The organism is Halomonas sp. MES3-P3E, from assembly GCF_002836035.1.
GTDB lineage: Bacteria > Pseudomonadota > Gammaproteobacteria > Pseudomonadales > Halomonadaceae > Vreelandella > Vreelandella arctica.
This window is the reverse complement of record NZ_PJBT01000009.1, coordinates 21,961-48,145: the sequence shown is the minus strand read 5'-3', so window position 1 is coordinate 48,145 and position 26,185 is coordinate 21,961. Positions and strand designations below refer to the sequence as shown.

Sequence of the window (26,185 nt, the reverse complement as noted above, 5' to 3'; positions counted from 1 at the left end):
ATTAGTACCGCTTTTAACCGGACTTGACCCGAGTGTCGCACTGTTTACTGCTGGGGCTGGCACGTTGATATTTCATGCAGTGACGAAGCAAAGTGTGCCCGTTTTTTTGGCCTCTTCGTTTGCTTTTATCGCGCCTATTCAGGGGGCGGTAGCAAGCTTCGGTGTGCCGGCCACGATGGGCGGTCTGATGGCCTCAGGGCTGGTATATGTCGCGATCTCACAAGCGGTGCGATTAAAAGGTACCGCTTGGCTGCACCGCTTACTCCCTGCCGTTGTGGTCGGGCCGGTAATCATGGTCATTGGCTTGGCGCTGGCGCCTGTGGCAGTCAGCATGGCAACCGGTGAAACCAGTGACAACATCGGCTATGGTCCGGCCATTTTTCTCTCAATGACCAGCTTGTTGGTGACTTTGTTGCTGGCCGTTTTTGGCCGCGGCCTGCTCCGCCTAGTGCCGATTATGGGGGGTATCGTCACGGGTTATTGCTTGGCGTTGTTAATGGGATTAGTAGATTTTACCCCGGTACGCGAAGCGGCGTGGTTTTCGGTGCCCAGCTTTACCGCACCCAGTTTTCACTGGGCCGCTATTCTATTTATGATCCCGGTCGCTATCGCCCCGACGGTAGAGCACATTGGTGACATGGTTGCTATTGGCTCAGTGACCCGCAAAAACTATTTGGAAAAACCCGGCCTGCATCGCACCCTGTTAGGCGATGGGTTGGCGACCAGTGTGGCAGCGCTATTTGGCGGCCCCCCGAATACAACCTACTCGGAAGTCACGGGGGCGGTAACGCTGACTCGGGCATTTAACCCCAAGTACATGATTGTTGCTGCGATTTTTGCCATTGTGCTGGCGTTTGTGTCTAAGCTTGGTGCGCTGCTGCAGACTATACCCGGCCCGGTCATGGGGGGGATTATGACATTGCTGTTTGGTTCTATTGCGGTCGTTGGTATGAACACGCTAGTGCGAGCAGGGCAGTCGCTGACGGCACCTCGCAACTTAGTAGTGGTCTCGCTCATACTGGTATTCGGAATAGGTGGTATGCAGTTCGGGAGCGGTCAATTTACCCTGCAAGGCGTGAGCTTGGCTGCACTGGTAGGTATTGCGTTGAACTGGCTATTACCCAAGGCGCAAGAGGGCGAGTAAAGTCATCCACTTTAACGCTGTAAGCATCGTATGAATGGCAAGTAGGGGGGTAGGCTGTATGAGTAACGAACTAACCGCATCCTTCCCCATTCTAGGGATTGCTGCCTGGAGCGGTACCGGCAAAACGACACTGTTAGAGAAGCTGCTGCCTCTATTAGCTGCGTATGGTTTGAAAGTAGCCGTGATTAAGCATGCTCATCACTCGTTTGAAGTCGACCAGCCTGGAAAGGATAGCTATAAACTGCGTAGTGCGGGCGCGGCCCCTGTTCTAGTCGCTTCACGGCAACGATTTGCGCTGATGCAGGAAACGCCCGACCAGGAAGAACCCGATTTAGCCAGCTTAATAACCATGATGGTGCCGCACCATCCCGACCTAGTGATTGTCGAAGGCTTTAAAGCTTGGCCGATCCCTAAGCTGGTGCTTTATCGCGATGGCGTAGGGGACTCGGCAATTTTGACCGACCCATGGGTCGAGGCGGTTGCATTAAGCGCGCCATCGCCAATTGATTTAACTTCTTGCGTAGCGCAGTTAAATCTTGATGACAGCGACGCAATCGCGCGCTGGATAGTGACCTGGATAAACGCAAAAAACCAAACTGTGGCTTCAAAAAAGGAAAGGTGACCAGCATGCATCTAACCCACCTCAATACCCGGGGCGAAGCCAACATGGTGGATGTCGGCGATAAACAAGAAACGCGCCGCGAAGCCGTCGCCTCGGGGCGCATTGTAATGCTGCCTGAAACGCTGACATTGCTCAGCGAAGGGGGATTGCCGAAAGGAGATGTCCTCGCCACCGCCCGTATCGCGGGCATTCAGGCTGCAAAACGCACTCATGAATTGATTCCACTCTGCCATGCATTGGCGCTATCAAAGGTGTCGGTTGAATTCGAGATCGACATGGCCGAGTCCTGTGTGCATGTAACGTCGCTGTGTCGTTTAAATGGTCGCACCGGTGTTGAGATGGAGGCGCTTACAGCCGTTTCAGTCGCCTGCTTAACCCTCTACGATATGTGCAAAGCGGTCGATAAGGGCATGCATATTGAAGCGATCCAGCTCGACAGCAAGCAGGGCGGCCAACGCGGGGATTATCAGCGTGTGAATAGGCAGTCGCCTATCGTGACGGGCGAAGGCACCTCAGGAGAAGTAAGCCTGGGTGAGCGCTGTCCTTCCCCCTGCGTGCGGGTTAAATTTCTGGCTGAACTGCGCGAGCGGGTAGGAGAAAGCGAGGCGACTGTTGGGCTGGACCAGCTTGCTAGCCGCGATATCAGTGGTTTAAAGGCAGCGCTGGCCGAGCGCGATGATCGGTTTAAACTGCTTACTGATCAGCGCACGTTATGTGCCATTAATCAGGTAATGGCAAACGATGATGCGCTAGTGACCGATGATGACGAAGTGGCGTTTTTCCCACCGGTCACAGGGGGTTAACGTTGGATATTAAAGTAGCGGTTCAAGCAGCGCCATTCTCGATGGACTACGGCTATAGCGATGCATTAGTCGGGCGCAGCGATATTGGCGCGGTGGTGAGCTTTACCGGACTGGTGCGTGATTTCAACGAGACGCCCGATGTTACGGGGTTAACACTGGAGCATTACCCCGGTATGACCGAGCGCACGCTAACGGAGATTGGCGAGCAGGCGTGGCAGCGTTGGTCGCTACAAGCGGTGCGGATAATTCATCGCGTTGGTTATCTGGGCCCTGGCGACCCCATCGTGCGGGTGCTTGTAGCTAGTGCTCACCGCCGAGAGGCATTTGAAGCCTGCGATTTTATTATGGATTTTTTAAAAACCCAGGCGCCTTTTTGGAAGAAAGAGCACTCCACTCGGGGAGAATATTGGGTCAAAGAACGCCACTCTGACCAACAAGACGCGGCACGCTGGGAGTGAGTTTGCCACGTCTTGCTACTCCGCAATGATGCACCACTAACGATTGGCAGCATTTTCCAGGGTAAGGGCTTCTGGCATTTCGGCGGCCATAATTTGAAGATGCACATCGGGCAGGTGCTGCATATGCTCCGCCAGCCAGTGTACCAAGCGAGGCTGCAATGCTTGGCGAAGGTCGGCCAGTGTGTCGGCGGCAATCTCATCAAGCTGATCATCCAGCCAATCACTAAAGCTATCTTCATCCAGCGGGCTGGCACCCGTCGCATCCAGCATCAAACGTCCAATGCGCGCCCAGCCCGTATCAGTCGCGGTCACCGGCAGTGCTAGGTACAAACTGCCACGACGTGCCGTACTGGCGTCTTTTACTTCCAACCCTGGGTGAGGAACCACGCTGTTTTGGCTGACGATGCAGGGCGGCTGGGGATAGCGTGCCTCGCAGCGCAGCCCTTGGTTATCAAAGCTGATTAAATCGCCATTAACTGGCGACAACGGCGCACTGATCTCTAATTGACGGGCAATTGCCTGATGCGCCTGCTGATGCCTTGCTTCGCCGTGGACAGGCATCAGGTGCTTCGGCTTAATCCATTGATAGAGTTTGATTAACTCATCATGAGCGGGGTGCCCAGTAGCATGTAACTCGGGATGGTTGATTTCGTCGTAAATACGAACACCTAACTGCGCTAAACGTTTTTTTAGCTGTTCAATAGGGCGTTCGTTGCCTGGAATGGCTTTAGCCGAGAAGATGACATTATCGCCGGGCTGAAGATCCACAAAGGGGTGGCGGCCCTGAGCAAGACGCTGAAGCGCGGCACGGGCCTCACCCTGGCTGCCGGTGGCGATAATGACCACTTCATCCGGGGGGAGGTACCCCAGGTCGTGATTGGGTACCAGCGGCGGTAAGTCATCCATATAGCCAAGCCCACGCGCAACGCTAACCATTCGCTCCATTGAGCGCCCCATTAAGCTGATGCGACGGCCACACTGATGCGCTGCGCGCCCGATAGCTAATACCCGCGCAAGGTTACTGGCAAAGCAAGAGACCACCACACGGCCCTGACAGTTGGCGAGGGTTTTTACCAATGCTCTCGCCACATCACCCTCGCTGCCGGAGTGGCCTGGCATGGGGGCGTTGGTGGAATCGCCGACCACTAAATCGACCGGGGCCAGCGCTCTAAACTGCGCCGCGCTTACCGGTAAACCGATAAGCGGCTCAGGATCAAGTTTCCAGTCACCAGTATGTAAAACGCGATAACCACCAGCCATCATCATAATGGCACAGCTTTCGGGTATTGAATGCGTCAACGACAAGTAGCGCAGCGTAAACGGCCCGCTTTCAAGTGCCTCACCTGGTTCGATGACATGAATCGCAGCGCTGCTAAGTTGATGTTCAGAAAATTTAAGGCGTAACAGCCCTGCGGCTAATGGCGTGGCATAAATAGGACAATTCCACATCGGCCAGAGCCAAGCGACGGCGCCAATGTGGTCTTCATGGCCGTGGGTAACAAATAGTGCTTTCGGGACTATCCCTAATGCTTTTGGTGTATCAAGATTAGGCACTTGTAGCGGTGAGTTGGGGAGATCCTGGCGAATCATCATGCCGCAGTCGACGACAATCCAGTGATCATCGTAGCCGTAGAGCGTTAGATTCATACCAATCTCACCGCATCCCCCCAGCGGCAACATGCGCAGCGGAGGACGACGACGGGGACGAATTTGAACGCGTGGAGAGTGCATCAGTTATGAAAAGCCTAAAAAGTAGTGACTCAACTATACGGGAAGGCAGGGGCGGCTAACAATCATCCTTGGCCTTCCGATACACTATGCAACCTAAGCCGTTGGTTTGTCATAATTACCTTAGAAATAGGTCAAGAGTCGCTCACATGTCCCATTATTATCGTTTAGTTGTGTCCTGCCCTGATCGGGTAGGTATTGTGGCCCGAGTATCGAGCTTTATTGCTAAGCAAGGGGGGTCTATCACTGAAGCCAGCCAGCACTCTGATTTAGAAACGGGCTGTTTTTTTATGCGTTACGAAATCTTGGCGGATTCAGTGGGGATGTCGGTAGAAGCGCTACGTGCAGCGTTCGAGCCGGTGGCAATCGAATTCGATATGCAGTGGTCATTGGTGGATACACAGCAGCGCCGCCGGGTGGTATTGATGGTCTCTAGAGAGTCACACTGCTTGGTAGATTTGCTTTATCGCTGGCAGGCGGGTGAGTTGGATTGCGATATTGTTGGCGTCATTTCCAACCATGACGATATGCGTTCATTGACCGAATGGTACGGCATTCCTTATCACTATGTGCCAGTCGACCCCGATAACAAGCAAGTGTCATTTGCCAAGGTGCAAGCAGAAATCGATAGTGCACGTGCTGATTGCGTCGTGCTGGCGCGTTATATGCAAATTCTGCCGCCTGACCTGTGCGCACGCTATGCAGGGCGGGTGATTAATATTCATCACAGTTTTTTACCCTCTTTCGCTGGGGCTAAGCCCTACCACCAGGCATATCAGCGCGGAGTGAAGCTGATTGGCGCCACCTGCCACTATGTTACCGAGGAACTCGACGCGGGCCCGATTATCGAACAGGATATTCATCGCGTTAGCCACTGCCATACCCCAACCGATCTAGTCCGCTTTGGGCGTGATGTTGAAAAAGCCGTTCTCGCACGCGGTTTACGCTGGCATCTTGAGGATCGGGTTTTAGTGCATGGCAACAAGACCGTGGTGTTTAGCTAACGCTCGATAATGTGAGAAGCCGCTATGTCGTTCGCACAAAGTGTACTGGCGCCCTGGGCGCTGATATTCACCTCGCTACTCTCGTTAGGCGTAGTGGTGTGGGCTCTTTGGCGGCGGCCCTGGCAAGTGCTACTGGAAGACACTGCTCTTCAGCACCGTTGGTTAGGCGCAACGCTGGCAGTGGCGCTGATGTGGCAGCTACGCGCTCAGGCGGTCGACTGGCTAACGCTGCATCTCGTCTTTACGGTATTGATGACACTCGTGTTTAAAGCGCCATTAGCGCTGATCAGCAATATACTCATTAATGTGGCAATGGTAATTATCGGCCGCAATGAGTGGACGCTACTGGGGGCGAATGTACTGGTAACGGGCATTGTTCCGGCTGCCATTATTGGCACAGTGTGGCGGCTGGTAGATCGCCGCCTGCCGGATAACCTGATGGTGTTTCTATTTGCCTGCGGATTTTTTGGGGCGGCGTTGGCAACATTAGGGGCAGGGCTGGCTGCCGTGCTGCTGATCATCGTGGCAGGTACAGACCCTAACGCTATCTATCTTGCCCAGGAGTATGCTCGCTTCTTACCTCTACTAATGCCTTCAGAGGCGTTTATTACCGGGATGCTGCTGAGTATTCTGCTGGTCTATCATCCTAATTGGGTGGCCACCTTTAATGACCACCGCTATATCGACATGCAGTAGCGACGGTGGTTAGCCCAGTGCCTGGCCATTACCGCCACGAATAACGCCAACGCCGACACCTTCGATATCGAGTGACTGTGAACGCAGGTCGATTTCAATGGGCGCAAAGTCTGCATTTTCCGCAAATAGCGTTACTTGGTGGCCCTGGCGTTTGAAGCGCTTAACGGTTACTTCATCATCCAGGCGCGCAACGACAATCTGGCCATCGCGCACCCGCTCGGTACGGTGAACTGCCAATAAATCACCTTCTAAAATACCAATATCCTTCATCGAAAGGCCCCGCACACGCAGCAGATAATCGGCTTTAGGAGTGAAGTACTCGGCTGGCAGAGGGCAGTAACGGTCAATATGCTCAGCCGCTAGGATAGGGCTCCCGGCGGCTACTTCGCCAATCACAGGCAGCCCAGCAGGCGAGGCTTCAATATTGGCAGCTGGCAACGCACTTGCGGTGCTGTCTACTAACTCCTGGGGCTCTTGATTGGGTAGGCGAATACCGCGTGAAGTATTGCGAATAATGCGAATAGCGCCTTTACGCTCGAGCGCGCGCAGGTGCTCTTCCGCGGCGTTAGGTGAGCGGAACCCCAGTGCTTTCGCAATTTCAGCACGGGTCGGAGGGTAGCCAAATTCGCCCATGGTCTTAACAATAAAATCAAATACGTGCTGTTGGCGAGCGGTTAGCGGACGCGACATACCAGACTCCAAAAATAGTGAATAGACAGTAACAAATTAAAAGTCGACTTAATCGATAAGTGGTTAAGTATACAGTATGTTCCTCTGTCCAGTACATGTCTTGTCAACCCCCTCTCTAGAAAGGCCCCCGAATTTTTCCTAATCGTTTTAAACTAAGCTTCTACTCATATAGACAGCCATATTTCATCAGAAAATCAAGCGTTGAGCCCACCAGCGATATGGCATAGTATTTTGCTATGTTTTAAACACTCGTTTCCCCGGAGAGCGGCATGGCTCAATCTGATACGGTAACTCGAATACTCGACACCGCTGAAGTGCTGTTTGCTGAGCGAGGTTTTGCTGAAACATCGCTGCGCAACATCACTAGCAAAGCGCGCGTCAATTTAGCGGCGGTGAATTACCATTTTGGTTCCAAAAAAGCCTTAATTCAGGCCGTGTTTTCACGCTATCTGGACCCGTTCACCCAGCGTTTTCATACTGCGCTTGATGAACTTGAAGCCCAGCATGCAGGGCGCGTTATTCCGTTGGAAACGCTACTCGAAACCATGGCGACCACCGTGCTGGCAGTGCCTGCTGAGCGCAACAGTTTAAAGGTGTTTATGCGCTTGCTGGGCCTTGCCTATAGCCAAGCGCAGGGGCATCTTAGGCGTCATATTCAGCAAGAGTATGGTGATGTGTTTACCCGTTTCACCGAGTTAGTGCGTCAAGCCACGCCCGACTTGCCTGACGCGGAACGCTTTTGGCGGCTACACTTTATGCTTGGTACGGTGATTTTTACGCTTTCAGGCCTTGATGCACTGCGCGATATCGCTGAAAAGGATTATCAAGAGCAGGTCACCGTGCGGGATTTGGTTAGGCGGTTGCGCCCAGTAGTGGTGGCTGCCATGAATGCACCGTTGCCCCCAGCACTTGAAGAAGGAAAATATGCGAACGCCCAAGCTCGCTGAGCTTCCCCCTGTAGAGGACATCTGGTTGGAAATCGATACCACACAGCAGCAGCTACGCTGTTGGCGAGGGCCGAAGGTGCTGCATGAGTGTGAGATATCGTCTGGCCTCGCGGGCGTTGGTGAGCACAACGGCAGTGGCAAAACACCCCATGGTTGGCACTATATAAGAGCCGCGATCGGCAACGGGATGCCTGATAATGCGGTATTTCGGGGTCGTCGCTGGACGGGGGAGGCATTTTCTCCTGCGCTAGCTGAAGCATATCCGAAGCGGGATTGGATTTTGACCCGCATCCTGTGGCTATGCGGACTAGAAAAAGGCGTGAACCGTGGTGGTCAGGTCGATTCACAGCGTCGCTATATTTATCTTCATGGTACGCCCCCTGATCAGCCCATGGGCGTTGCTGCATCCCACGGCTGTATTCGTTTACGCAATAGTGATTTGCTCTATATCTTTTCGTTAGCGTTACCAGGTACCCCCGTTTGGTTGCACGGCGGTCGTCAGTCGTTTGACTAATCTGTTTTGACACCGCTAGACGATCGTCTAGAATCACCGCCTCTTTTTTAATGGACCTATCACGATGACTCAACCGTTAGGCCCGGTCATGCTCGACCTTGAAGGCCCGAAATTAACGGCCGCAGAAAAGCGCTTGCTGCTAGAACCGGTGGTAGGGGGCGTTATTCTGTTTGCCCGCAATGTCCAGAACGGCTACCAAGTACGCCAGCTCTGCAGCGATATTCGACGTGTGCGTGCGGACTTATTGCTTGCCGTTGATCAAGAGGGTGGCCGCGTTCAGCGTATTAAAGAAGGGATGACGCGTCTTCCTGCCATGGCTCGCATTGGTGAGTGTTATAGCGCCAACCCCGATGATGGTCTTGCGCTCGCAAAAGATGCTGGCTGGCTATTGGGCATGGAAATGGCCGCCTGCGGTTTGGATCTTAGCTTTGCTCCGGTACTGGATGTCGAAAGCGGCATCTCAAGTGTTATTGGAGACCGAAGTTTTAGCCGCGATCCCCAGCATGTGGCGCAGCTCGGCAGCGCCTTTATTCAAGGGCTCCATGAGGCTGGTATGGCCGCTGTCGGGAAGCACTTCCCCGGTCACGGCGGAGTTGCGGCAGACTCTCACGTTGCGCTGCCGGTGGATGACCGCCCGCTAGAAGTGATTAAACAACGTGACCTGGTGCCCTTTGCCCATTTGGCCGCGCCGTTAGACGGTGTAATGCCTGCGCATGTGATTTACAGTGCTTTCGATACGCGTCCTGCCGGGTTTTCCCCTCATTGGTTGGGTATGCTGCGTGAATCGTTGGGCTTCAAAGGCTGCATCTTTTCTGATGATTTAAGTATGGCGGGCGCCCACGAGGCGGGTGGGCCCAAACAGCGAGCCCAGGCAGCACTAGCGGCTGGTTGCGATATGTTGCTGGTATGCAATGATCGCGCCGCTGCACTTGAGGTGATTGAAGCCTGCCGGGGTATTGAAACCAAACGTCCCGCCAAACTGCGCTACAGCCGTGCACGGCCTGATATCGATGCCCTAAGTGCGTTGGGCAGATGGCGTCGTACCCACGCTAAGTTGGAAGCATTGGCTGATAAACCGAAACCCAATGCTGTGTAAATTCACACGACTGATGTAATTGAAGCTTTTAACCCGCCTGGAGTTTAGATGTCAAAGTTGGATAAAAAAGCCTTAGAGTCATTGGACTCAATGCGTGAATTGATGGATAACGCCGACTGCCTTATTTCTCAGCAAGAGGTAGAGCGGGCACTTGATCGTATGGCGGAAGCGATCACGCGAGATTTAGGCGACAAGCTGCCGGTCTTTTACTGCGTTATGAATGGCGGCTTAATCACCACAGGGCATTTGCTAACCCGGCTGGGCTTTCCGCTTGAAGTGGATTACTTGCATGCCACTCGATACCGCAATGAGCTGCGCGGCGGTGAGCTGTTTTGGCGTGTCTCTCCTGAGGTGCCGATGGCGGGGCGCCATGTGGTGATCGTTGACGACATCTTGGACGAAGGCGCCACGCTAGCCGCCATTTTGGCTTACTGCGAAGAAGCCCAGGCAGCCAGTGTCACGACAGCAGTACTGGTGGATAAACAGCATAACCGCAAAGCGGTGCCCGGTTTAAAGGCCGACTACTGCAGCTTGGAAGTCGCCGACCGTTATGTGTTTGGTTTTGGGATGGATTACAAAGGCTACTGGCGAAACGCGCCGGGAATTTTTGCCCCTAAAGGAATGTAAGTTAGCAGCAGAATGGATCGTTAGCGGGGCGAAAAGCGCCTCGCTAAGCCCGTTTCTGCAATCATCCGCGTTGAGATCTCTTCTACCGAGAAGCGCGTCGCATCAATAAAGGGAATGTGCATGGTGCGATAAAGCGACTCCGCTTGCCCAACTTCTTGAAGACACTGATCAATGGAGCTGTAACGGCTATTCGGCCGCCGCTCATTGCGTATCGCTGATAAACGCCGCGCATCAATGGTAAGCCCAAACAGCTTTTGACGGTGGGGCGCGAGCGCCTTAGGCAGTTTTAACATGCCATCTTCGTCTAAATCATCCTCCGTCAGCGGATAGTTGGCCGCTCGAATACCAAACTGGAGTGCTAGATAGAGAGAGGTAGGGGTCTTGCCGCAGCGTGAGACGCCGACCAGGATAATATCGGCTTTATCGTATTGATGAGTGCGTGCTCCGTCATCATTATCCAGCGCAAAGTGCACCGAGTGAATCCGGTCCATATAGACGTCATCGCTACCAATTGAGTGCGTGCGCCCAACGCTATAGGAAGAGTGAGTATTAAGTTCCTGTTCCAATGGCTCTAGGAAGGTTGAAAAAATATCGACCTTGAAGCCGGATGCTTGCCGAATGACGTTGCGAATTTGTTGGTCAACGATGGTATCAATGATGATCGGACGATGACCGTCGCGGCTGGCTGTCGCTTCGATAATGGCTGCTAGTGCCTGAGCTTTTTCCAGCGTATCGATATAAGGCTTGGTTTGCATATCGATCTCAACATCGCTGAACTGGGCCAGCAGGCTGCGCCCTAAGCTTTCTGCTGTGATCCCGGTGCCATCAGAGATAAAAAAAGCCGTACGTTTCATAGTGACATCCACTGGTAAGTAACTGCGCTATTGTGTGCTGAGCCGTTTGCTAGAGCAACTCGCTATGCGTGCTGGCTAGGGAGGGGCAAAGTGACTGACTACACAAATGACCTAAAAACCCTTCGTGTTGTAAAAATCCTCCATTCCCTTCGCTATTAGACCAATGGCGAATATAGTAGCGCGGTGCTAGGGTGTCTCAATCAATAATCCATGATCCTACGTCTAAACGGCAATATTAGTGATCGTGTCGATGTCTATGAGCGAGGGGGTTACGTGGAAGAGTACATTCTGTGGTTCGATCAACTGGGCATGTCAGACGTCGAACGCGTGGGTGGTAAAAACGCCTCACTAGGTGAAATGATTTCCAATCTGTCCGGTGCTGGCGTAACGGTGCCTGGCGGGTTTGCCACTACCGCTCATGCCTACCGCGAGTTTCTCTCCCACGAAGGCCTTAACGAGCGCATTAATGCCACGCTTGCGCGCTTGGATGTGGACGATGTTAAAGCGCTCGCCGAGGCGGGCCGCACTATTCGCCAATGGATTATTGATACGCCGTTGCCGCCTAGCTTTGAGACAGCCCTTCGCGACGCTTACGGACAGCTCCAGCAACAGCATCCTCAGTTAAAAGTGGCTGTACGCAGCTCTGCTACCGCTGAAGATTTACCCGATGCTTCCTTCGCGGGTCAGCAGGAAACTTTTCTCAATATTGACGGCTTCGACAATATTAAGCGCGCCGTGCACGAAGTATTTGCCTCGCTGTTTAACGACCGCGCTATCTCCTACCGCGTCCACCGTGGCTACGCCCATGAAAATGTTGCTTTGTCGGCCGGTGTGCAGAAAATGGTGCGCTCTGAGATCGGTGCGTCGGGCGTTATGTTTACCTTGGATACCGAGTCTGGCTTCCGCGATGCGGTTTTCGTTACTGGCTCCTGGGGCTTGGGCGAAACTGTTGTGCAGGGCGCAGTCAATCCCGATGAGTTCTACGTGCATAAACCGACCCTGGCGGCGGGCCGCCCGGCAGTGCTGCGCCGTAACTTGGGTTCCAAGTTGATCAAGATGGTTTATGGCCAGGATGCCAGCGCCGGTAAATCCGTTGAAACCGTCAATGTGCCTCATCAAGACCGTGGTCGCTTCTGTATTAATGATCAACAGGTGATGGAGCTGGCTCGTCAGGCCATGACGATCGAGCAGCACTACCAGCGCCCCATGGATATTGAGTGGGCGCTAGATGGCGATGATGGTGAGCTGTATATCGTTCAGGCGCGTCCTGAAACGGTCGTCTCCCAGCAGGAAGGCGGCAAGCTTGAACGTTTCCAGCTGCGCGAAAAAGGCCGCACATTAATCACCGGCAGAGCAATTGGCCAGCGCATTGGCCGCGGTACCGTTAAAGTGGTGCTCAGCCCTGACGATATGGACAAGATCCATGATGGCGACATTCTGGTCACCGATATGACTGACCCGGATTGGGAGCCAATAATGAAACGCGCTTCCGCCATCGTCACCAATCGTGGCGGGCGCACTTGCCATGCCGCCATTATTGCCCGTGAATTGGGCATTCCCGCGGTAGTGGGGTGTGGCGACGCAACGACTCAGCTCAAAGAGGGCATCGACGTTACGGTTTCGTGTGCAGAAGGCGACACCGGCAATGTCTACGAAGGGCTGCTGGAGTTTGACTGCAAAGTCTCCAGTGTCGACGCTATGCCGGAAATTCCCTTCAAGATCATGATGAATGTGGGCAATCCTGATCGCGCCTTTGGCTTCGCCAGCCTGCCTCATGCGGGGGTAGGCTTGGCGCGTCTGGAATTTATTATTAACCGCATGATCGGCGTTCACCCTAAAGCGCTGTTGGAGTACGACACGCTGCCGGTGGATTTGCAGCAGGTGATCGATTTACGGACGGCCGGTTATGCCGACCCCGTCAGTTTTTACGTCGATAAACTGGTTGAGGGGATTTCGACGCTGGCAGCCGCGTTCCACCCGCAGCGTGTGATCGTGCGGCTGTCAGACTTTAAGTCTAACGAATACGAAAACCTGATTGGCGGTAAGCTCTATGAGCCGGGTGAAGAGAATCCGATGCTCGGTTTTAGGGGTGCGTCGCGCTACATTTCTGAAGCGTTCCGGCCCTGCTTTGAGCTTGAATGCAGTGCCCTGAAGCGGGTGCGTGAAGAGATGGGTTTCGAGAATGTCGAGATCATGGTGCCCTTCGTGCGTACCACCGACGAAGCGCGAGAGGTGGTAGAGCTGCTGGCCGCCAACGGATTGGAACGGGGCGGCCCGACAGGCCTGAAAGTGATTATGATGTGCGAACTGCCAGCTAACGCCCTGCTAGCCGATGAGTTCCTTGAGTACTTTGATGGGTTCTCTATCGGCTCTAACGATTTAACACAGTTAACATTGGGGTTAGATCGGGATTCGGGCATCGTTGCACATCTGTTCGACGAGCGTAATGGGGCGGTTAAAAAGCTGCTTGCGATGGCGATTCAGGCGTGTAAAGCGAAGGGGAAATACGTCGGCATTTGTGGCCAGGGGCCGTCAGATCATCCCGATTTGGCGAAGTGGTTGATGGAACAAGGGATCGACTCCGTATCGCTCAATCCCGATGCGGTCCTGGAAACGTGGTTTATGCTCGCAGGCCAAAAAATTGAATAAGTTTGTTTGCTAAAACATTTAGTTTGCGCCCGGACATTGAGCCGGGCGTTGCTGTTTTTATAGACTACTCTTTTATGTGTGTTTTTGTATTTAACTTGTCGCGGAGAGCGCTGAAATGTTCACAAAATCAGCTAAGTTTGCGCTACCTGTGCTGCTGGTAACGCCGCTTTATAGTTGGGGGTTTAGCTACGAGACACCCTCCATTGCTCCTGAAAGCGAGTCTGGCTATGAAGAGAAGCCAGGCTGGGAGGCTGAGTCGTTTGCGGTGGCGGCAGCCAACCCGCTCGCAACCGATGCTGGTTATCAAGTATTGAAAGCCGGTGGTAACGCTATTGATGCGGCCATTGCAGTGCAAATGGTACTGAATTTGGTAGAGCCTCAATCTAGCGGTATCGGTGGTGGTGCTTTTCTAATGCATTACGATGGCAGCGAAGTGCGCGCCTATGATGGTCGTGAAACCGCACCGCAGGGAGTCAATGGCGAGCTGTTTTTAGAGAATGGCGAGCCGCTTGTGTTTAACGACGCGGTGGTTAGTGGCCTTTCTGTCGGTGTGCCGGGTACGCTGCGTATGCTTGAAAAAGCCCATGCAGAGCATGGTGAGCTAGCCTGGGAAGAATTGTTTACACCGGCTATTACCCTGGCCGAAGAAGGCTTTGCTGTCAGCAATCGGTTGCATACCAGCCTGACGAGTGACGAGTTTCTGCGCCAAGATCCGTTAGCCAGCCAGTTTTATTATGATAGCGAAGGAGAGGCTATCGCGGTTGGCGAAATACTCAAGAATCCGGCCTTGGCAGAGGTACTACGTCGCGTAGCAAACCAAGGCAGCGCTGCCTTGCACGAAGGTTCCGTGGCGGAAGATATCGTTGAGCGGGTTCAGAATCACCCTGAGCGGCCTGGTAGTTTGTCGGTTGAAGATATGCGTGGCTACGAGGCGCTTGACCGCGAACCTTTATGTACGCCTTGGCAGCAGTGGGAAGTATGCGGCTTTCCGCCTCCCTCGTCGGGCCATCTCACCGTGATGCAGATCTTGGGCATGCTCGACCAACAGCCGCTGCTTGAAGCCCCGTTAGATAACGGCGCTCCAAGCAGCGGGTGGTTGCACCAGTTTCTGGAAGCCTCGCGGCTCGCTTTTGCTGACCGCGGTCGTTATATCGCCGACCCGGATTTTGTCGAAGCACCGGGGGGCGATTGGTCATTGATGCTGGCCCCTGACTACCTTGAGCAACGCAGTGAGCTCATTAAAGAGATGAGCATGGGCGACAGCGCTGAACCGGGCAATCCCGGCGAGCTTGCCGTTAGTTGGGCCAGCCAGCCCGATCAGCCTGAGCATGGCACTAGCCATATCAGTATTGTGGATGAGGAGGGCAATGCGGTGGCCATGACGACCACCATTGAGCAGGCGTTCGGTTCGCGCATTCTCTCGGATGGCGGAACAGGCCTAGCGGGTGGTTTCTTGCTCAATAATGAGCTCACCGATTTTTCATTTGCTCCTGAAGTGGATGGCGACCCGGTGGCGAACCGAGTCGAGCCAGGCAAGCGCCCGCGTTCTAGCATGAGCCCTACGCTGGTATTCGATCAAGAAAGCGGTGAGCTAGTGGCTAGCTTGGGTTCGCCGGGTGGTGCGGCGATCATTCATTATACGGCCCGCACTCTAATCGCGCTGCGTGACTGGGGGCTGAGTGCCCAGGAAGCACTCAATCTTCCCCATGCCATTACGTTGGGCGGCGATGTTTACATCGAAGAGGGGCGTTTTCCTGAGGAAACTATTGAGTCACTAAGGGAGCGCGGCCACACGGTTAGCGAACGGGAGTTGACCAGCGGGCTACAAGCCATTAGGCGGCTAAACGATGGTACGCTGTTTGGTGGCGCTGACCCACGGCGTGAGGGTGTGGTGATGGGCGATTAGGAGCGCTACTGACGAAGCCAGTTGCGCAGTTTCACTAGCATTAGCGCCCCGTCACTTAACTCACGGCGAATCTGAATAAGCTCTGTTAAACGATCTGGGTAGTCGGTGATGATGGCATCGACGCCTAGGTCAATCAACGTCGACATTCTGGCGCGATCATTAACCGTCCATGCGTGTATTTCGTAGCCGTAAAGCCGTGCCAGGCGAACTTCTCCTTCCGTGATGCGGTTATGGCGTAGGCCGAGTGCATCAAAGCCACGTCGATTGAGTGTGCCGGGCAGAATGAGCTGCGCCAACAAAGTAACTCGTAGTTCTGGCGCCCGGGCATTAATATGCTCGAGTAGAGACGGCGACATGGTCGCCATCCGCATATCCAACAGCGTATTGGGGAAACCGCAGGCGGTATAACCATCAAAGGCGCTTTGTTGGGTTGCCCAGCAGCGGTATCGAATGTCGCTCTCGGTATTTAAGGTATCAATAACGGCATCGGCTAACGCTTGCTCTTGACCCGGCAAGGGCTTGATATCAATCATTAACCCTGCTTTTCCGCGAACTCTTTCGAGCGCTTCGTCCAGGCCAGGAATGTTCTCGCCTTGAAACGCATCTCCAAACCAACTGCCCACATCGAATTGGCTAAGTTGGTCTCTGGTTAGCTCGCCAAACTCACGGCTGTCGCCAGTTAGCCGTGCCATGCTGCGGTCATGGTAGAGCATTACCTGCTGGTCACTGCTCAAGCGTACGTCAATTTCGATATAGTCAGCACCATCAATAAGTGACTGCTCTAATGCAGAGAGGGTGTTTTCAGGAGCCACCATGGAGCTCCCGCGGTGGGCTATCACTGCGACGTTGTCACGAATTTCGAAGCTATTCAGAATCCACCACGCTTGAAGGCCGGCAAAAACAAGCACACTGAGCTCAACCGCCCAGGCAAGGCGCCCTGCGTTCGTATCGTCCGGTGGGGCCGCTGGGCGTGGTTCTTGATGCGCCAGCTGCATGTACAAGCAGGCAGAAAGGAGGGCGTTAGTGGCAATACCCAAAAAGGTAATGGTCAGTGTAATCAGCACATAGCCCAACAGGTACGCCAACATCGCCGGTATGAGTACGGCGTTATGCTCAGGCAGCCACCACAGCAAGGGCGTAAATAGCCGGTCGAATAGCAACGTGGTCAGTAACGGCAGGCTGATAATAATCAGTAGCAAGAGCAACACCGCTGCACCAATCGAACGGCGCCAGCCGCGCGTTAGGCTCACGCTACGCTTCAGTGCTTGCCAGGGGTTGCAACTTTCCAGGGCCACTAAGGGCAGTGCGAGCAGCCAACGCAGATAGAGCCATGAGGCCGCCCATATCCAGGCAATGATCAGGGGGAGGGCGCAGCCAATGAAGTACCACAGTGCAGGAGGGCGCACACGCTGAAGGTAGTAAGGGTCTATGTCGCTCAGCCAGAAGTCGTAAAGCCATGTGAGGCCGGCCATAAAGGGCGCGAGCAATAATAAGTGTGTGCCTACTTGAAGTATGACAAGGCCCGCCAGGGTGTGCAGCCGACGAGTGCTCAGCCAGAGTGCTTCAAGGGCGAGCCGGTAATGGTTATCGCGCGGTCTGACGGCTACCTGCAGCATGCCTGCCTGCTGCCAGTAAATAATCAGAAAAGCGAACCCAAGCCCTATCAGCATGCCTATCAATCCCAGCGGGCTAAAGAGCAGAGCAATCAATTCATCATTGGTGACGACGGTGCGGTTGAGTTGGGCCAGCAGCCCACGCGTCACCCAGGTGATCGCTGGCAGCAGTAAGGCTGAGGCGAGCAGGGTAAAAAACAGGTGATAGGCGATCAGAGGGCGAAGATGATCGCGCAGCGTGCGCAGTAAGGCAGAGCCAAGGTAGGTCAAAGGCTGCATCGTCACTAAACGGTAAGAATGAATCACCAGGGTGGCAGTAAGCACCACACCTGGCAAGTGGACTGTAATCAACCTTTATAGGTAGTAAAAATAGTCAGGAAAGTGACAGCTTTTGCGCAGCAACAATAATGCCGTTGTTATCTGCATATAACCACTGTCCGGGCTGAAGGGTGACGCCTGCAAAGGTGACGTCGATGTCGCGCTGACCTTCACCGTGCTTTTCACTCTTGCGGGGATGGCTTCCCAATGCCTGAACGCCAATCGGCAAGGCGGCGAGTATATCCACATCACGCACGCAGCCGTACATCACAACGCCTGCCCAGCCGTTGGCGACGGCCTGCTCTGCCAGCATATCACCCAGCATGGCGCAGCGATGCGAGCCGCCTGCATCGACCACCAGTACCGCGCCATTACCTGGCTCGGCGACCGCTTGCTTAACCATGGAGTTATCTTCAAAGCATTTAATGGTGCGAATAGGACCGTAAAAGGCTTCAAGACCACCAAAGTTAACAAACAGCGGGTCGAGTACGGCGACTTCTGGGTGCGCATCACAGAGATCGGGTGTCACAATTTGCGTTGAATTCGTCATCACACGCTCCTAATGGTAGAGGCTGTTGATATTAAATTGGTGTCCAAAGGCAGTGCAAAAAAAACGCCCCGCCCTGAAGAACAGTGGCGGGGCGTTCGGTCATCGACTCAGAAAATGCAATCTGTCACATTCTCTGCGATGGTGCGAGCATCGGCGATGGGGTGATCAGACTCAAGCGTTAAATTAAGCTTCTTGAGCGATCGGAATCACGTTAGAGGCGATCTTTTGATACTCCTCTATTTCGTGAAAATTCATATAACGATAAATCTCGCCAGCCATGGCGTCAAACTCACCCATATAACGTTGATACTCTTCAACGCTGGGTAGGCGTCCTTCTACTGCGGCAACAGCCGCCAGTTCCGCTGAGGCAAGGTACACATTGGCACCATCGCCCAGGCGGTTCGGGAAGTTTCGTGTAGACGTAGACACCACGGTGCTCTTGGCAGCAACGCGGGCCTGGTTACCCATACACAGTGAACAACCCGGCATCTCCATTCGAGCGCCTGCACGGCCATAAATGCCGTAGTAGCCCTCTTCAGTCAACTGGTGTTGATCCATTTTCGTCGGTGGTGCCAGCCACAGCCGGGTTTTTAAACTACCGGCAGGCTGCTTTTCAAGCAACTTGCCCGCAGCCCGGAAGTGGCCGATGTTAGTCATGCATGAACCGATAAAGACTTCGTCGATTTTCTGGCCAGCTACTTCTGATAGCAGGCGAGCATCGTCCGGGTCGTTCGGGGCACACAGAACCGGCTCTTTAATTTCAGCCAGGTCAATTTCGATAACTTCAGTGTATTCGGCATCCTGGTCGGCACGCATCAAGCTCGGGTTAGCCAACCATGCTTCCATACCTTCAATACGGCGGCTAATGGTACGTTCGTCGCCGTAACCGTTGCCCATCATCCACTTCAATAGGGTGATGTTGGACTTCAAGTATTCGGTCACGCTCTCTTCTGACAGCGTAATCGTACAGCCAGCAGCAGAACGCTCGGCAGAGGCATCGGAAAGCTCAAAGGCTTGCTCGACGGTTAGGTCTTCCAAACCTTCAATTTCCAACACGCGGCCTGAAAAGGCGTTTTTCTTATTGGATTTGTCGACAGTCAACAAGCCCTGCTTGATGGCGTAAAGCGGAATGGCGTGAACCAAATCGCGCAGCGTAACGCCCGGCTGACGCTGGCCTTTAAAGCGAACCAGTACCGATTCCGGCATATCCAGCGGCATGACGCCGGTGGCAGCAGCAAACGCTACCAGGCCTGAACCGGCTGGGAACGAAATGCCCAGCGGGAAGCGGGTGTGCGAGTCGCCGCCGGTGCCAACTGTGTCAGGCAATAGCATGCGGTTCAGCCAGCTGTGAATGATGCCATCGCCGGGGCGTAGTGAAACACCGCCGCGGTTCATGATGAAGTCTGGCAGAGTGTGGTGGGTATCTACGTCGACCGGCTTAGGATAAGCGGCGGTATGGCAGAAAGACTGCATGACCAGATCGGCCTGGAAGCCTAGGCAAGCAAGGTCTTTCAGCTCATCGCGTGTCATCGGGCCGGTGGTGTCTTGAGACCCAACGGTGGTCATTTTAGGCTCGCAGTACATGCCCGGACGAACGCCGTCCAAACCACACGCTTTGCCAACCATCTTCTGGGCTAAGGTAAAGCCTTTGCCAGTATCTTTGGGCTGATCGGGTAAGCGGAAAACGTCAGAGGCGGGTAGTCCCAGCGACTCACGCGCCTTGCCGGTTAGTCCGCGACCAATGATAAGCGGGATACGGCCGCCAGCACGTACTTCATCTAGGATCAGCTGCGTTTTAAGTTCAAACGTAGTGATGACATCATCGGTGCCATGCTTGCAGACTTTGCCTTCATAAGGATAAACGTCGATGACGTCGCCCATGTTCAGGTTGTTGACGTCCATCTCTACCGGCAGGGCGCCTGAGTCTTCCATGGTGTTGAAGAAGATAGGCGCGATTTTGCTACCAAAGCAGAAACCGCCAGCGCGCTTATTGGGGGCGTAAGGAATGTCGTCGCCAAAGAACCAGAGTACGGAGTTAGTCGCTGATTTACGCGATGAGCCAGTGCCCACGACGTCACCAACGTAAACGACCGGAAAGCCTTTTGCTTTAACGTCTTCAATCTGCTTGAGCGGGCCGGTTGTGCCTGGCACAACGGGTTCAATGCCATCACGCTCGTTTTTAAGCATCGCATTAGCGTGCAGCGGTATATCAGGGCGTGACCAGGCATCTGGCGCCGGCGACAAGTCATCCGTGTTGGTTTCGCCGGGTACTTTAAACACGCTGAGAGTGATTTTTTCAGCTAGGGCCGGTTTAGAGAGGAACCATTCAGCCTCCGCCCACGATTGAATAACGTCTTTAGCAACGCTATTGCCGTTCTTGGCGCGTGTTTCGACATCATGGAAGGCATCGAACATCAACAATGTGTGCTTGAGCTGTTCACCTGCTTCACGGGCAAGCTCCTCGTTATCGAGAAGTTCAACCATTGAAACAATGTTGTAGCCGCCCTGCATGGTGCCAAGCAGTTTAACAGCATGCACCTTGTCGATCAGCGGCGAGCTTGCTTCACCTTTCGCGACTGCAGTTAGAAAACCCGCTTTTACGTAGGCGGCTTCATCAACACCGGGCGGTACGCGATTGGTGATTAAATCGAGAATAAACTCCTCTTCACCGGCCGGTGGCGTTTTAAGCAGCTCAACTACTGACGCTACTTGTTCGGCGGTTAGGGGTTTGGGCGGGATGCCCTCAGCAGCACGTTCCTCGACATGTTGGCGGTAAGCTTCAAGCACGTTGGGGCCCTCTCATCTACGTTCTGATTTACTTTATGGTGACGGCCTACACGTAGCACCGTATTGGCTGCGCAGTGTTGGAAAGTGGACCAATCACATAGGACATACGCTTGACAAACAGCATATGGTTGGATGGCCGAGATTCTACGGCAAACTGTCGACAATGTTAAGCTGGCATGGCGTGACCTCTGTTGTACTTTATGTTGATGTCACGATCTAAATGAATCAAAAAACACCTTTTTATTAGTCGTTTGGCTCAAGTTCAGGAAAGTTTTTACCATTTTCTAAGTTAACATAGGCTTGTGCGGGTGTGATTGAGGTTACAGCGGGTTACCATAGACCTCAATTTATAACCTTAGAGGCATCCTACTAATAGTGTGCTTATAAAGTGTGTGGAGCATTTTTGAGCGAATAACTACATTAGTAATAGGCGATGCAAGGTATAAATATTTGTACCTAACAGGGACTGAGCGTTTTGAGCGCTTATATGTTGTACAATAGTGAAACACAAGATTGGTAATGGTGTTATGTCGATACAACCCAGTACTTTCCAAACCAGTACTTTCCAAACTGATAAATTACAAACGAATGCCTTGCAAAGGGCTGACCATGCGTTAAAAGCGGATGATCTGTTGCCTGAAAGCCTGCGCCAGTTTCTGGCCTGTGCAACCCCTGACGCATGGCTGCAGTGGGCGCTCGAAAATCCTGAAACGCTATTAATTGACCACGCGCAATGTGAAAAAAAAGCCGCTTCTACGGCAATGAGTCTGCTCTATCGCTATGTTGATCAGCCGCTGTTGCTCAGCAAAATGTCGCAATTAGCCCGTGAAGAGCTGCTCCATTTCGAGCAGGTAGTCGCGCTTATGGAAGCACGCGGCGTTGCCTACCAACATTTAACGGCATCACGTTACGCTGAAGGGCTTAGGCGACACTTGCGTAGTAATGATCCCGAACGGCTAATTGATGTGTTAATCATCGGTGCACTTATTGAAGCACGTAGCTGTGAACGGTTTGCTTGTTTGATTCCTTATTTAGACGAAGAGCTTGCCAAGTTTTATCGCACGCTTGTGAAGTCAGAAGGCCGTCATTTTGAAGACTATTTGTTGCTGGCTCGCCAGCAAACAGCAAGCTCTATTGACGAGCGGATCGCTTTTTTTGTGGCGCGTGAAGCGGAGCTGATTACTTCGCCCGATACGGCTTTTCGTTTTCATAGCGGTGTGCCAGCTTAAGCCGCTTAGCCCGGCAGGATGTTTATCATGCGCGATGCTCGTGAGACAGACCAGTTAACCTTATTCGGCCACTTTTCGCTTACCCAGGGCGAAGATGTATTGACCCACTTTAGTTACGACAAAGTGAAAGCGCTGCTTGTTTATCTTTTGCTGCACCGCCAGCCGGTCAATCGGGCTGCTCTGGCAGAGCTGTTGTGGCCCGACCAAGGTTTGTCATCAGGCAGAACCAACCTGCGCCATGCGCTGCACTGTTTGCGCCAATCGTTAGGTGAGAGCGCCGACCAAGTATTAAGCGTCTCCCGGCAAACGATTGCTTTTCAACTTCCTAATAACTGGCAGGTTGACCTCCATACGCTGCAGCAGCTCCTAGAAGGACCCCGCGATTTAAATACCCTTGAAGCGCTGATGTCTTGTTACCAAGGCGACTTGATTGAAGAGCTGCAACTGGCCAACTGTAGCGAATTTCAGCGCTGGTTAGTCCAAGTTCGTAATGAGTGGCGTCAGCGTGTCATTCGTTTTGCTGAGCAGGTGCTCGAAGCTCACGCCGATGTACCTGATTCAATTTTGGAAGCGTTGGTCAGCCGCTTTTCAGGCTACGGTCCCTTTCATGAGCGTTTGGTTCGTCAACTCGCCGAACAAAACCAAATGGCTGCTGCCCATGAGCAATACAACAGCTATTTACAGCTGTTAGCGCTGTCGGGCCAGCAGCCTGAGCCAAGCTTTCTGCAGTTAGCCAGCTATTGGTCAGATGGCCACCACGACCCGCGAATGATGAGCCCTCAAGGCGCCTTTTCGCGCGCGCTGGCAGCGGATAGTAAGCCGCTACGTGAAGATGAAATCGAACTGCGTCAGCTCTCCGTGATGGCTATACGCTTGCATCTAAAAGGGGAGTGGCAAGATCGCGCGGCGACACGCCACTGCCTTACGCTGCAGTTGGAATTACTACGCTGGTTAGAGCAGCAGTGCCATCACTTAGGTGGCTTTTGGCTTCCAGGTGCTACGGGCGGCTTAGGCTTGGCCTGTTTCGGCACTCATGGCCCCGCGCATCAGTTGGCGGAACTAGTGGCGCTTTATGAGCATTGTCGTCAGGCCCTTCCCCAAGAGAGCGGGCGCCACTGGACTGGTGAGGGTAATATACCGCACTTTGAGTTGGCCGCTGGCTTGCACAGCGGTCGTGTGGTGTACCTACCCGAGCGTCAGTTAGCGGACCCGTTAGGGCAAGTCACGCAAATGTCTTTGGAGCTCATGAGCGCAGCAGAAGGTAGTGAGCTGGTTATTTCACAAGAAGCCAGTCAGCATATGCCACCCGCGCTTGACCTTCAGCCACGCCTGGTGTCGCGTTTGATCGCCAGTGATGGCCGTGTACGTTTGCGTGCGCTGGTGTTGGGCCAAAACGAAGGCGGCCGCGATGCACTTCCCCCCAGCTTGGTGGGCCGTGAAACATCGCTGCGTACCCTGCGCGATGCGCTGGCGCGGGCAGGTATTGGCTTGCGCCAAAGTGTATTGGTGCGTGGTGCCTCGGGGATGGGAAAGTCGGCGTTAATGGTCGGTTTTCGCCAATTAGAGCTTAGTCGTGATGCGGCGATATGCTGGCAGCCCACTACGCGTCTTTCGGTGCTAGACCCTTATGGGGTGGCCCGCACATTGGTTGGCTGGTATCTCAAGCAAGCGCTTACTGTTGAAGCCATTCACGAACTACAGACAACGCTAGGGTTTGATCAGCTTGCGGCTGACCGACAGCATCTGCTGGAGCAGGCGCTTGGCGTACATGAAGTACAGGAGATTACCCAGCTTGCCCAAAGTGGCGAAGCCGTTGAGCTGGTCGTGATGCTTTTGCACCGCTTAATTGAGCGGCAAGCAACGACGCACACGCTGGTGTTAATGATTGATGATTTACAGTGGCTGGATGAACCCTCTTTTAAAGTATTGGCAGGGCTGCAGGCAAGATTACCTATCAACACCGCTTTTATGTTGGTAGCTAGTCATCATGGGCGTGAAGCGTTGCCGGTGAAACTGCATTGGGATCAGCAAATCAGCTTAGGTAATCTGGATGCGTTGCAGTCCTCGCGGCTTTTATCACAACTTTCCCGCCGTTACCGCATCCATCTGAGTCCGCGGTTGCGTAATCAAATTATTGAGCGCTGCGATGGTGTGCCTCTGTATATGCAGGAGATTTGCCGTCGTTTGGATATGGATCGCCGAGAAGGGCGCAGTGTCCAGTTTGAAGAACTGCCCAAGGGGTTGTTAGGGCTTTTAGCAAGCCGTATTGATCAACTTGAGGGCGACCGTGAAATTGCCCACGTAGCAGCGGTACTGGGTAAGCGCTTCCGGTTGGATTTTCTACTTGAGTGCAGTGGCTGGGAAAAAGGTCGGCTGAACCAAGCGCTTGAGCATATGCGAGTGCTGGAAATCGTTGAGCCGGTTGATAAAGAGAGTGGCGACCACGAGTTCCAGTTTAGTCACCAGTTGCTGCAGGAAGCCGCTTATCTCTCTTGCCCGAGAGATGTGCGGGTCAAGCTGCACCAGCAGGTGGTGACTTTAATAGAAGAGCGTTTTCCGGTATGGATCAGCCGTCACCCCGGTGATTTCGCTACCCACCTCCGTCGTAGTGGGCACTATGCTCGTGGCGCCCGTTACTTTGAGCTGGCCGCTCGAGAAGCACTCAAGGTCAGTGCCAACCGAACCGCTCTGCGTATGGCGGATTTCGGTTTGGCGAGCCTTCGCCATGTTGAGCACGAGATCGAGCGTGAAGTGAGCCTGCTCACCGTTCGCGGTCAGGCGGCTTTTTCGTTAGAGGGACACGGCTCACCGACTGCCCACGAAAGTTTTGTGCGTGCTCGGGAGCTACTGCGTGAATCGGGCAGTGATAGTCTCGAAGACCCTGAAGACCTGGAACAGATATTCCTGGTCAAATGGGGGCTCTGGGTCGGTCGTAGCCAGCGCTATGCCCATGCGGATGCGTTTGCTTTGGCTTCAACTCTGGCCGATATCGCGTCCCGTCTCGAAGACCCGCGTTATCGCCGTTTAGCCGATTATGCCCGGGCTAATTGCGAGTATTGGGCTGGACGCATTCAGCAGGCGCACGATCACTTGGATGAAATTGATCCGCTGAATGCGCAGATGATGATTGAGTGGCTGCCATTCTCTGATCACCCGCAAGTCTCTGCTGCCTGCTTTCAAGGCTGGGCGCTTTGTTTGCGTGGCGATTATCAGCGCGCTGAACGTCAAGTCTCGTCGGCGATTCGCCTAGCGGAGAAGATTGCACACCCTGGTACTTTGGCGATGGCGCTATTATTTGCCGCGGCGCTTTATCGTCAATTGGGACACGTTCATCTGGCTGCTCGGCACGCCGAACGGGCGGCCGCTATGACCGGCACACCAGATTTGCAGTTATGGCAAATTTCCGCACAAATTATTCTCGGCTGGCAGCGGGCGTTGGCAGGGGATACAGCGGGGCTTATCCAACTGCGTGACAGTCTAGACCAGATGGCCGAGCTGAAAGGGCGTAACCGCTATCAGCGGCCAGTACTCTGGTATTCGGACGCGTGTATTGAGCTGGGCGAGCTAAACGCTGCAGAGGATTACCTGGATCAGTGCTTAGTGATCGCCCGTGAAAGGACAACGCTATTCCTGCCGGAATTAGCCACCCAGCTTGCCAAGGTGCGTGATCTGCTTGGGCATCCCGCCAATGAAGTGAAAGCATTAGCTGAGATGGCGATTAATCAAGCTCGCGAGCATGGCAACCGCCACCAGGAACTGGCGGCCCTTGAACTATGGTTGACGCGCATTGAGCCTAATGACCAGCAGGCCAAAGAGAGTTTCAGGCGCTTGTTGAGCGAAGTCAGTCACAGTGATGCCCCGGTACTGACACGCTGGATCAGCCTGCTGGACCGCCGTTTGCCACACCCCGTGAGTATTGAAAGCTAGTCACAAGGGAGCCAGCCCCTAGG

At 53.8% G+C, this 26,185-nt stretch carries 20 protein-coding genes; 14 read left to right on the top strand and 6 right to left on the bottom strand.

Going from position 1 to position 26,185, the window contains the following annotated elements; genetic code table 11:
- The 4 genes from CXF87_RS03080 to moaE all read left to right on the top strand — a co-directional run.
- On the top strand, positions 1 to 1,144 hold a 1,144-nt coding region (locus tag CXF87_RS03080), incomplete at its 5' end, for a uracil-xanthine permease family protein (protein ID WP_101145427.1).
- Between the two features lie 58 nt (positions 1,145 to 1,202).
- Positions 1,203 to 1,766: a molybdopterin-guanine dinucleotide biosynthesis protein B gene (gene mobB, locus CXF87_RS03075; RefSeq protein ID WP_035557484.1), complete on the top strand. Its 564-nt coding sequence runs from the start codon at positions 1,203 to 1,205 to the stop codon at positions 1,764 to 1,766.
- Between the two features lie 5 nt (positions 1,767 to 1,771).
- Positions 1,772 to 2,569 (top strand): cyclic pyranopterin monophosphate synthase MoaC, encoded by a 798-nt coding sequence (gene moaC, locus CXF87_RS03070; RefSeq protein WP_101145426.1) that lies wholly within the window; start codon positions 1,772 to 1,774, stop codon positions 2,567 to 2,569.
- 2 nt (positions 2,570 to 2,571) lie between these two features.
- Complete coding sequence (moaE, locus tag CXF87_RS03065; RefSeq protein WP_035557489.1) at positions 2,572 to 3,027, top strand: molybdopterin synthase catalytic subunit MoaE; 456 nt, start codon at positions 2,572 to 2,574, stop codon at positions 3,025 to 3,027.
- 36 nt (positions 3,028 to 3,063) lie between these two features.
- Here moaE and CXF87_RS03060 read toward each other — a convergent pair whose 3' ends face one another.
- Complete coding sequence (locus CXF87_RS03060) at positions 3,064 to 4,674, bottom strand: ribonuclease J (RefSeq protein WP_101145425.1); 1,611 nt, start codon at positions 4,672 to 4,674, stop codon at positions 3,064 to 3,066.
- 230 nt (positions 4,675 to 4,904) lie between these two features.
- Here CXF87_RS03060 and purU point away from each other — a divergent pair, with 230 nt between their 5' ends.
- Positions 4,905 to 5,759 (top strand): formyltetrahydrofolate deformylase, encoded by an 855-nt coding sequence (gene purU / locus CXF87_RS03055; RefSeq protein ID WP_008956237.1) that lies wholly within the window; start codon positions 4,905 to 4,907, stop codon positions 5,757 to 5,759.
- A gap of 24 nt (positions 5,760 to 5,783) precedes the next feature.
- On the top strand, positions 5,784 to 6,455 hold the full coding sequence (locus CXF87_RS03050) for an energy-coupling factor ABC transporter permease (protein ID WP_101145424.1): 672 nt from the start codon (positions 5,784 to 5,786) through the stop codon (positions 6,453 to 6,455).
- 9 nt (positions 6,456 to 6,464) lie between these two features.
- Here the strand turns inward: CXF87_RS03050 and lexA are convergent, their stop codons facing one another.
- A complete protein-coding gene (lexA, locus tag CXF87_RS03045) occupies positions 6,465 to 7,145 on the bottom strand; it encodes a transcriptional repressor LexA (RefSeq protein ID WP_035557499.1) in 681 nt (226 codons plus the stop codon).
- Positions 7,146 to 7,414: 269 nt separating this feature from the next.
- On the opposite strand from lexA, the gene CXF87_RS03040 reads away from it, so the two are divergent.
- The 4 genes from CXF87_RS03040 (at position 7,415) to CXF87_RS03025 (ending at position 10,329) form a co-directional block, all read left to right on the top strand.
- Positions 7,415 to 8,092, top strand: coding sequence for a TetR/AcrR family transcriptional regulator (locus CXF87_RS03040; protein WP_035557501.1), 678 nt, complete (start codon positions 7,415 to 7,417; stop codon positions 8,090 to 8,092).
- Positions 8,070 to 8,606, top strand: a complete 537-nt coding sequence (locus CXF87_RS03035) for a L,D-transpeptidase (protein ID WP_101145423.1) — start codon at positions 8,070 to 8,072, stop codon at positions 8,604 to 8,606. The genes CXF87_RS03040 and CXF87_RS03035 overlap by 23 nt, the downstream gene beginning before the upstream one ends.
- A 64-nt stretch (positions 8,607 to 8,670) precedes the next feature.
- Positions 8,671 to 9,702 carry a beta-N-acetylhexosaminidase gene (gene nagZ, locus CXF87_RS03030; protein ID WP_101145422.1) on the top strand — a complete coding sequence of 344 codons (1,032 nt, stop codon included), beginning with the start codon at positions 8,671 to 8,673 and terminating at the stop codon, positions 9,700 to 9,702.
- A 48-nt stretch (positions 9,703 to 9,750) separates the two neighbouring features.
- The gene (locus tag CXF87_RS03025) at positions 9,751 to 10,329 is read left to right on the top strand and encodes a hypoxanthine-guanine phosphoribosyltransferase (protein ID WP_101145421.1); all 579 of its coding nucleotides are present in this window, start codon (positions 9,751 to 9,753) and stop codon (positions 10,327 to 10,329) included.
- A 20-nt stretch (positions 10,330 to 10,349) separates the two neighbouring features.
- Here CXF87_RS03025 and ppsR read toward each other — a convergent pair whose 3' ends face one another.
- Entirely contained in the window at positions 10,350 to 11,183 is an 834-nt protein-coding gene (gene ppsR, locus CXF87_RS03020; RefSeq protein ID WP_101145420.1) for a posphoenolpyruvate synthetase regulatory kinase/phosphorylase PpsR, read from the bottom strand.
- A gap of 273 nt (positions 11,184 to 11,456) precedes the next feature.
- Here ppsR and ppsA point away from each other — a divergent pair, with 273 nt between their 5' ends.
- A complete protein-coding gene (gene ppsA / locus CXF87_RS03015; protein WP_101145431.1) occupies positions 11,457 to 13,832 on the top strand; it encodes a phosphoenolpyruvate synthase in 2,376 nt (791 codons plus the stop codon).
- A 115-nt stretch (positions 13,833 to 13,947) separates the two neighbouring features.
- The gene (gene ggt / locus CXF87_RS03010) at positions 13,948 to 15,738 is read left to right on the top strand and encodes a gamma-glutamyltransferase (protein WP_101145419.1); all 1,791 of its coding nucleotides are present in this window, start codon (positions 13,948 to 13,950) and stop codon (positions 15,736 to 15,738) included.
- Between the two features lie 5 nt (positions 15,739 to 15,743).
- Here ggt and CXF87_RS03005 read toward each other — a convergent pair whose 3' ends face one another.
- From CXF87_RS03005 to acnB, 3 genes are all read right to left on the bottom strand, one after another.
- Positions 15,744 to 17,687: a glycerophosphodiester phosphodiesterase family protein gene (locus CXF87_RS03005; protein ID WP_101145418.1), complete on the bottom strand. Its 1,944-nt coding sequence runs from the start codon at positions 17,685 to 17,687 to the stop codon at positions 15,744 to 15,746.
- Between the two features lie 37 nt (positions 17,688 to 17,724).
- Positions 17,725 to 18,219 carry a ribonuclease E activity regulator RraA gene (gene rraA / locus CXF87_RS03000; RefSeq protein WP_176303724.1) on the bottom strand — a complete coding sequence of 165 codons (495 nt, stop codon included), beginning with the start codon at positions 18,217 to 18,219 and terminating at the stop codon, positions 17,725 to 17,727.
- A 183-nt stretch (positions 18,220 to 18,402) separates the two neighbouring features.
- Entirely contained in the window at positions 18,403 to 21,006 is a 2,604-nt protein-coding gene (acnB, locus tag CXF87_RS02995; protein WP_101145417.1) for a bifunctional aconitate hydratase 2/2-methylisocitrate dehydratase, read from the bottom strand.
- Between the two features lie 527 nt (positions 21,007 to 21,533).
- Between acnB and CXF87_RS02990 the strand changes: the two genes are divergently transcribed.
- Together CXF87_RS02990 and CXF87_RS02985 are read left to right on the top strand one after the other, a co-directional pair.
- Complete coding sequence (locus CXF87_RS02990; protein WP_101145416.1) at positions 21,534 to 22,235, top strand: tRNA-(ms[2]io[6]A)-hydroxylase; 702 nt, start codon at positions 21,534 to 21,536, stop codon at positions 22,233 to 22,235.
- Positions 22,236 to 22,262: 27 nt separating this feature from the next.
- Entirely contained in the window at positions 22,263 to 26,162 is a 3,900-nt protein-coding gene (locus CXF87_RS02985; protein WP_101145415.1) for an AAA family ATPase, read from the top strand.
- The last annotated feature ends 23 nt before the right edge of the window (positions 26,163 to 26,185 follow it).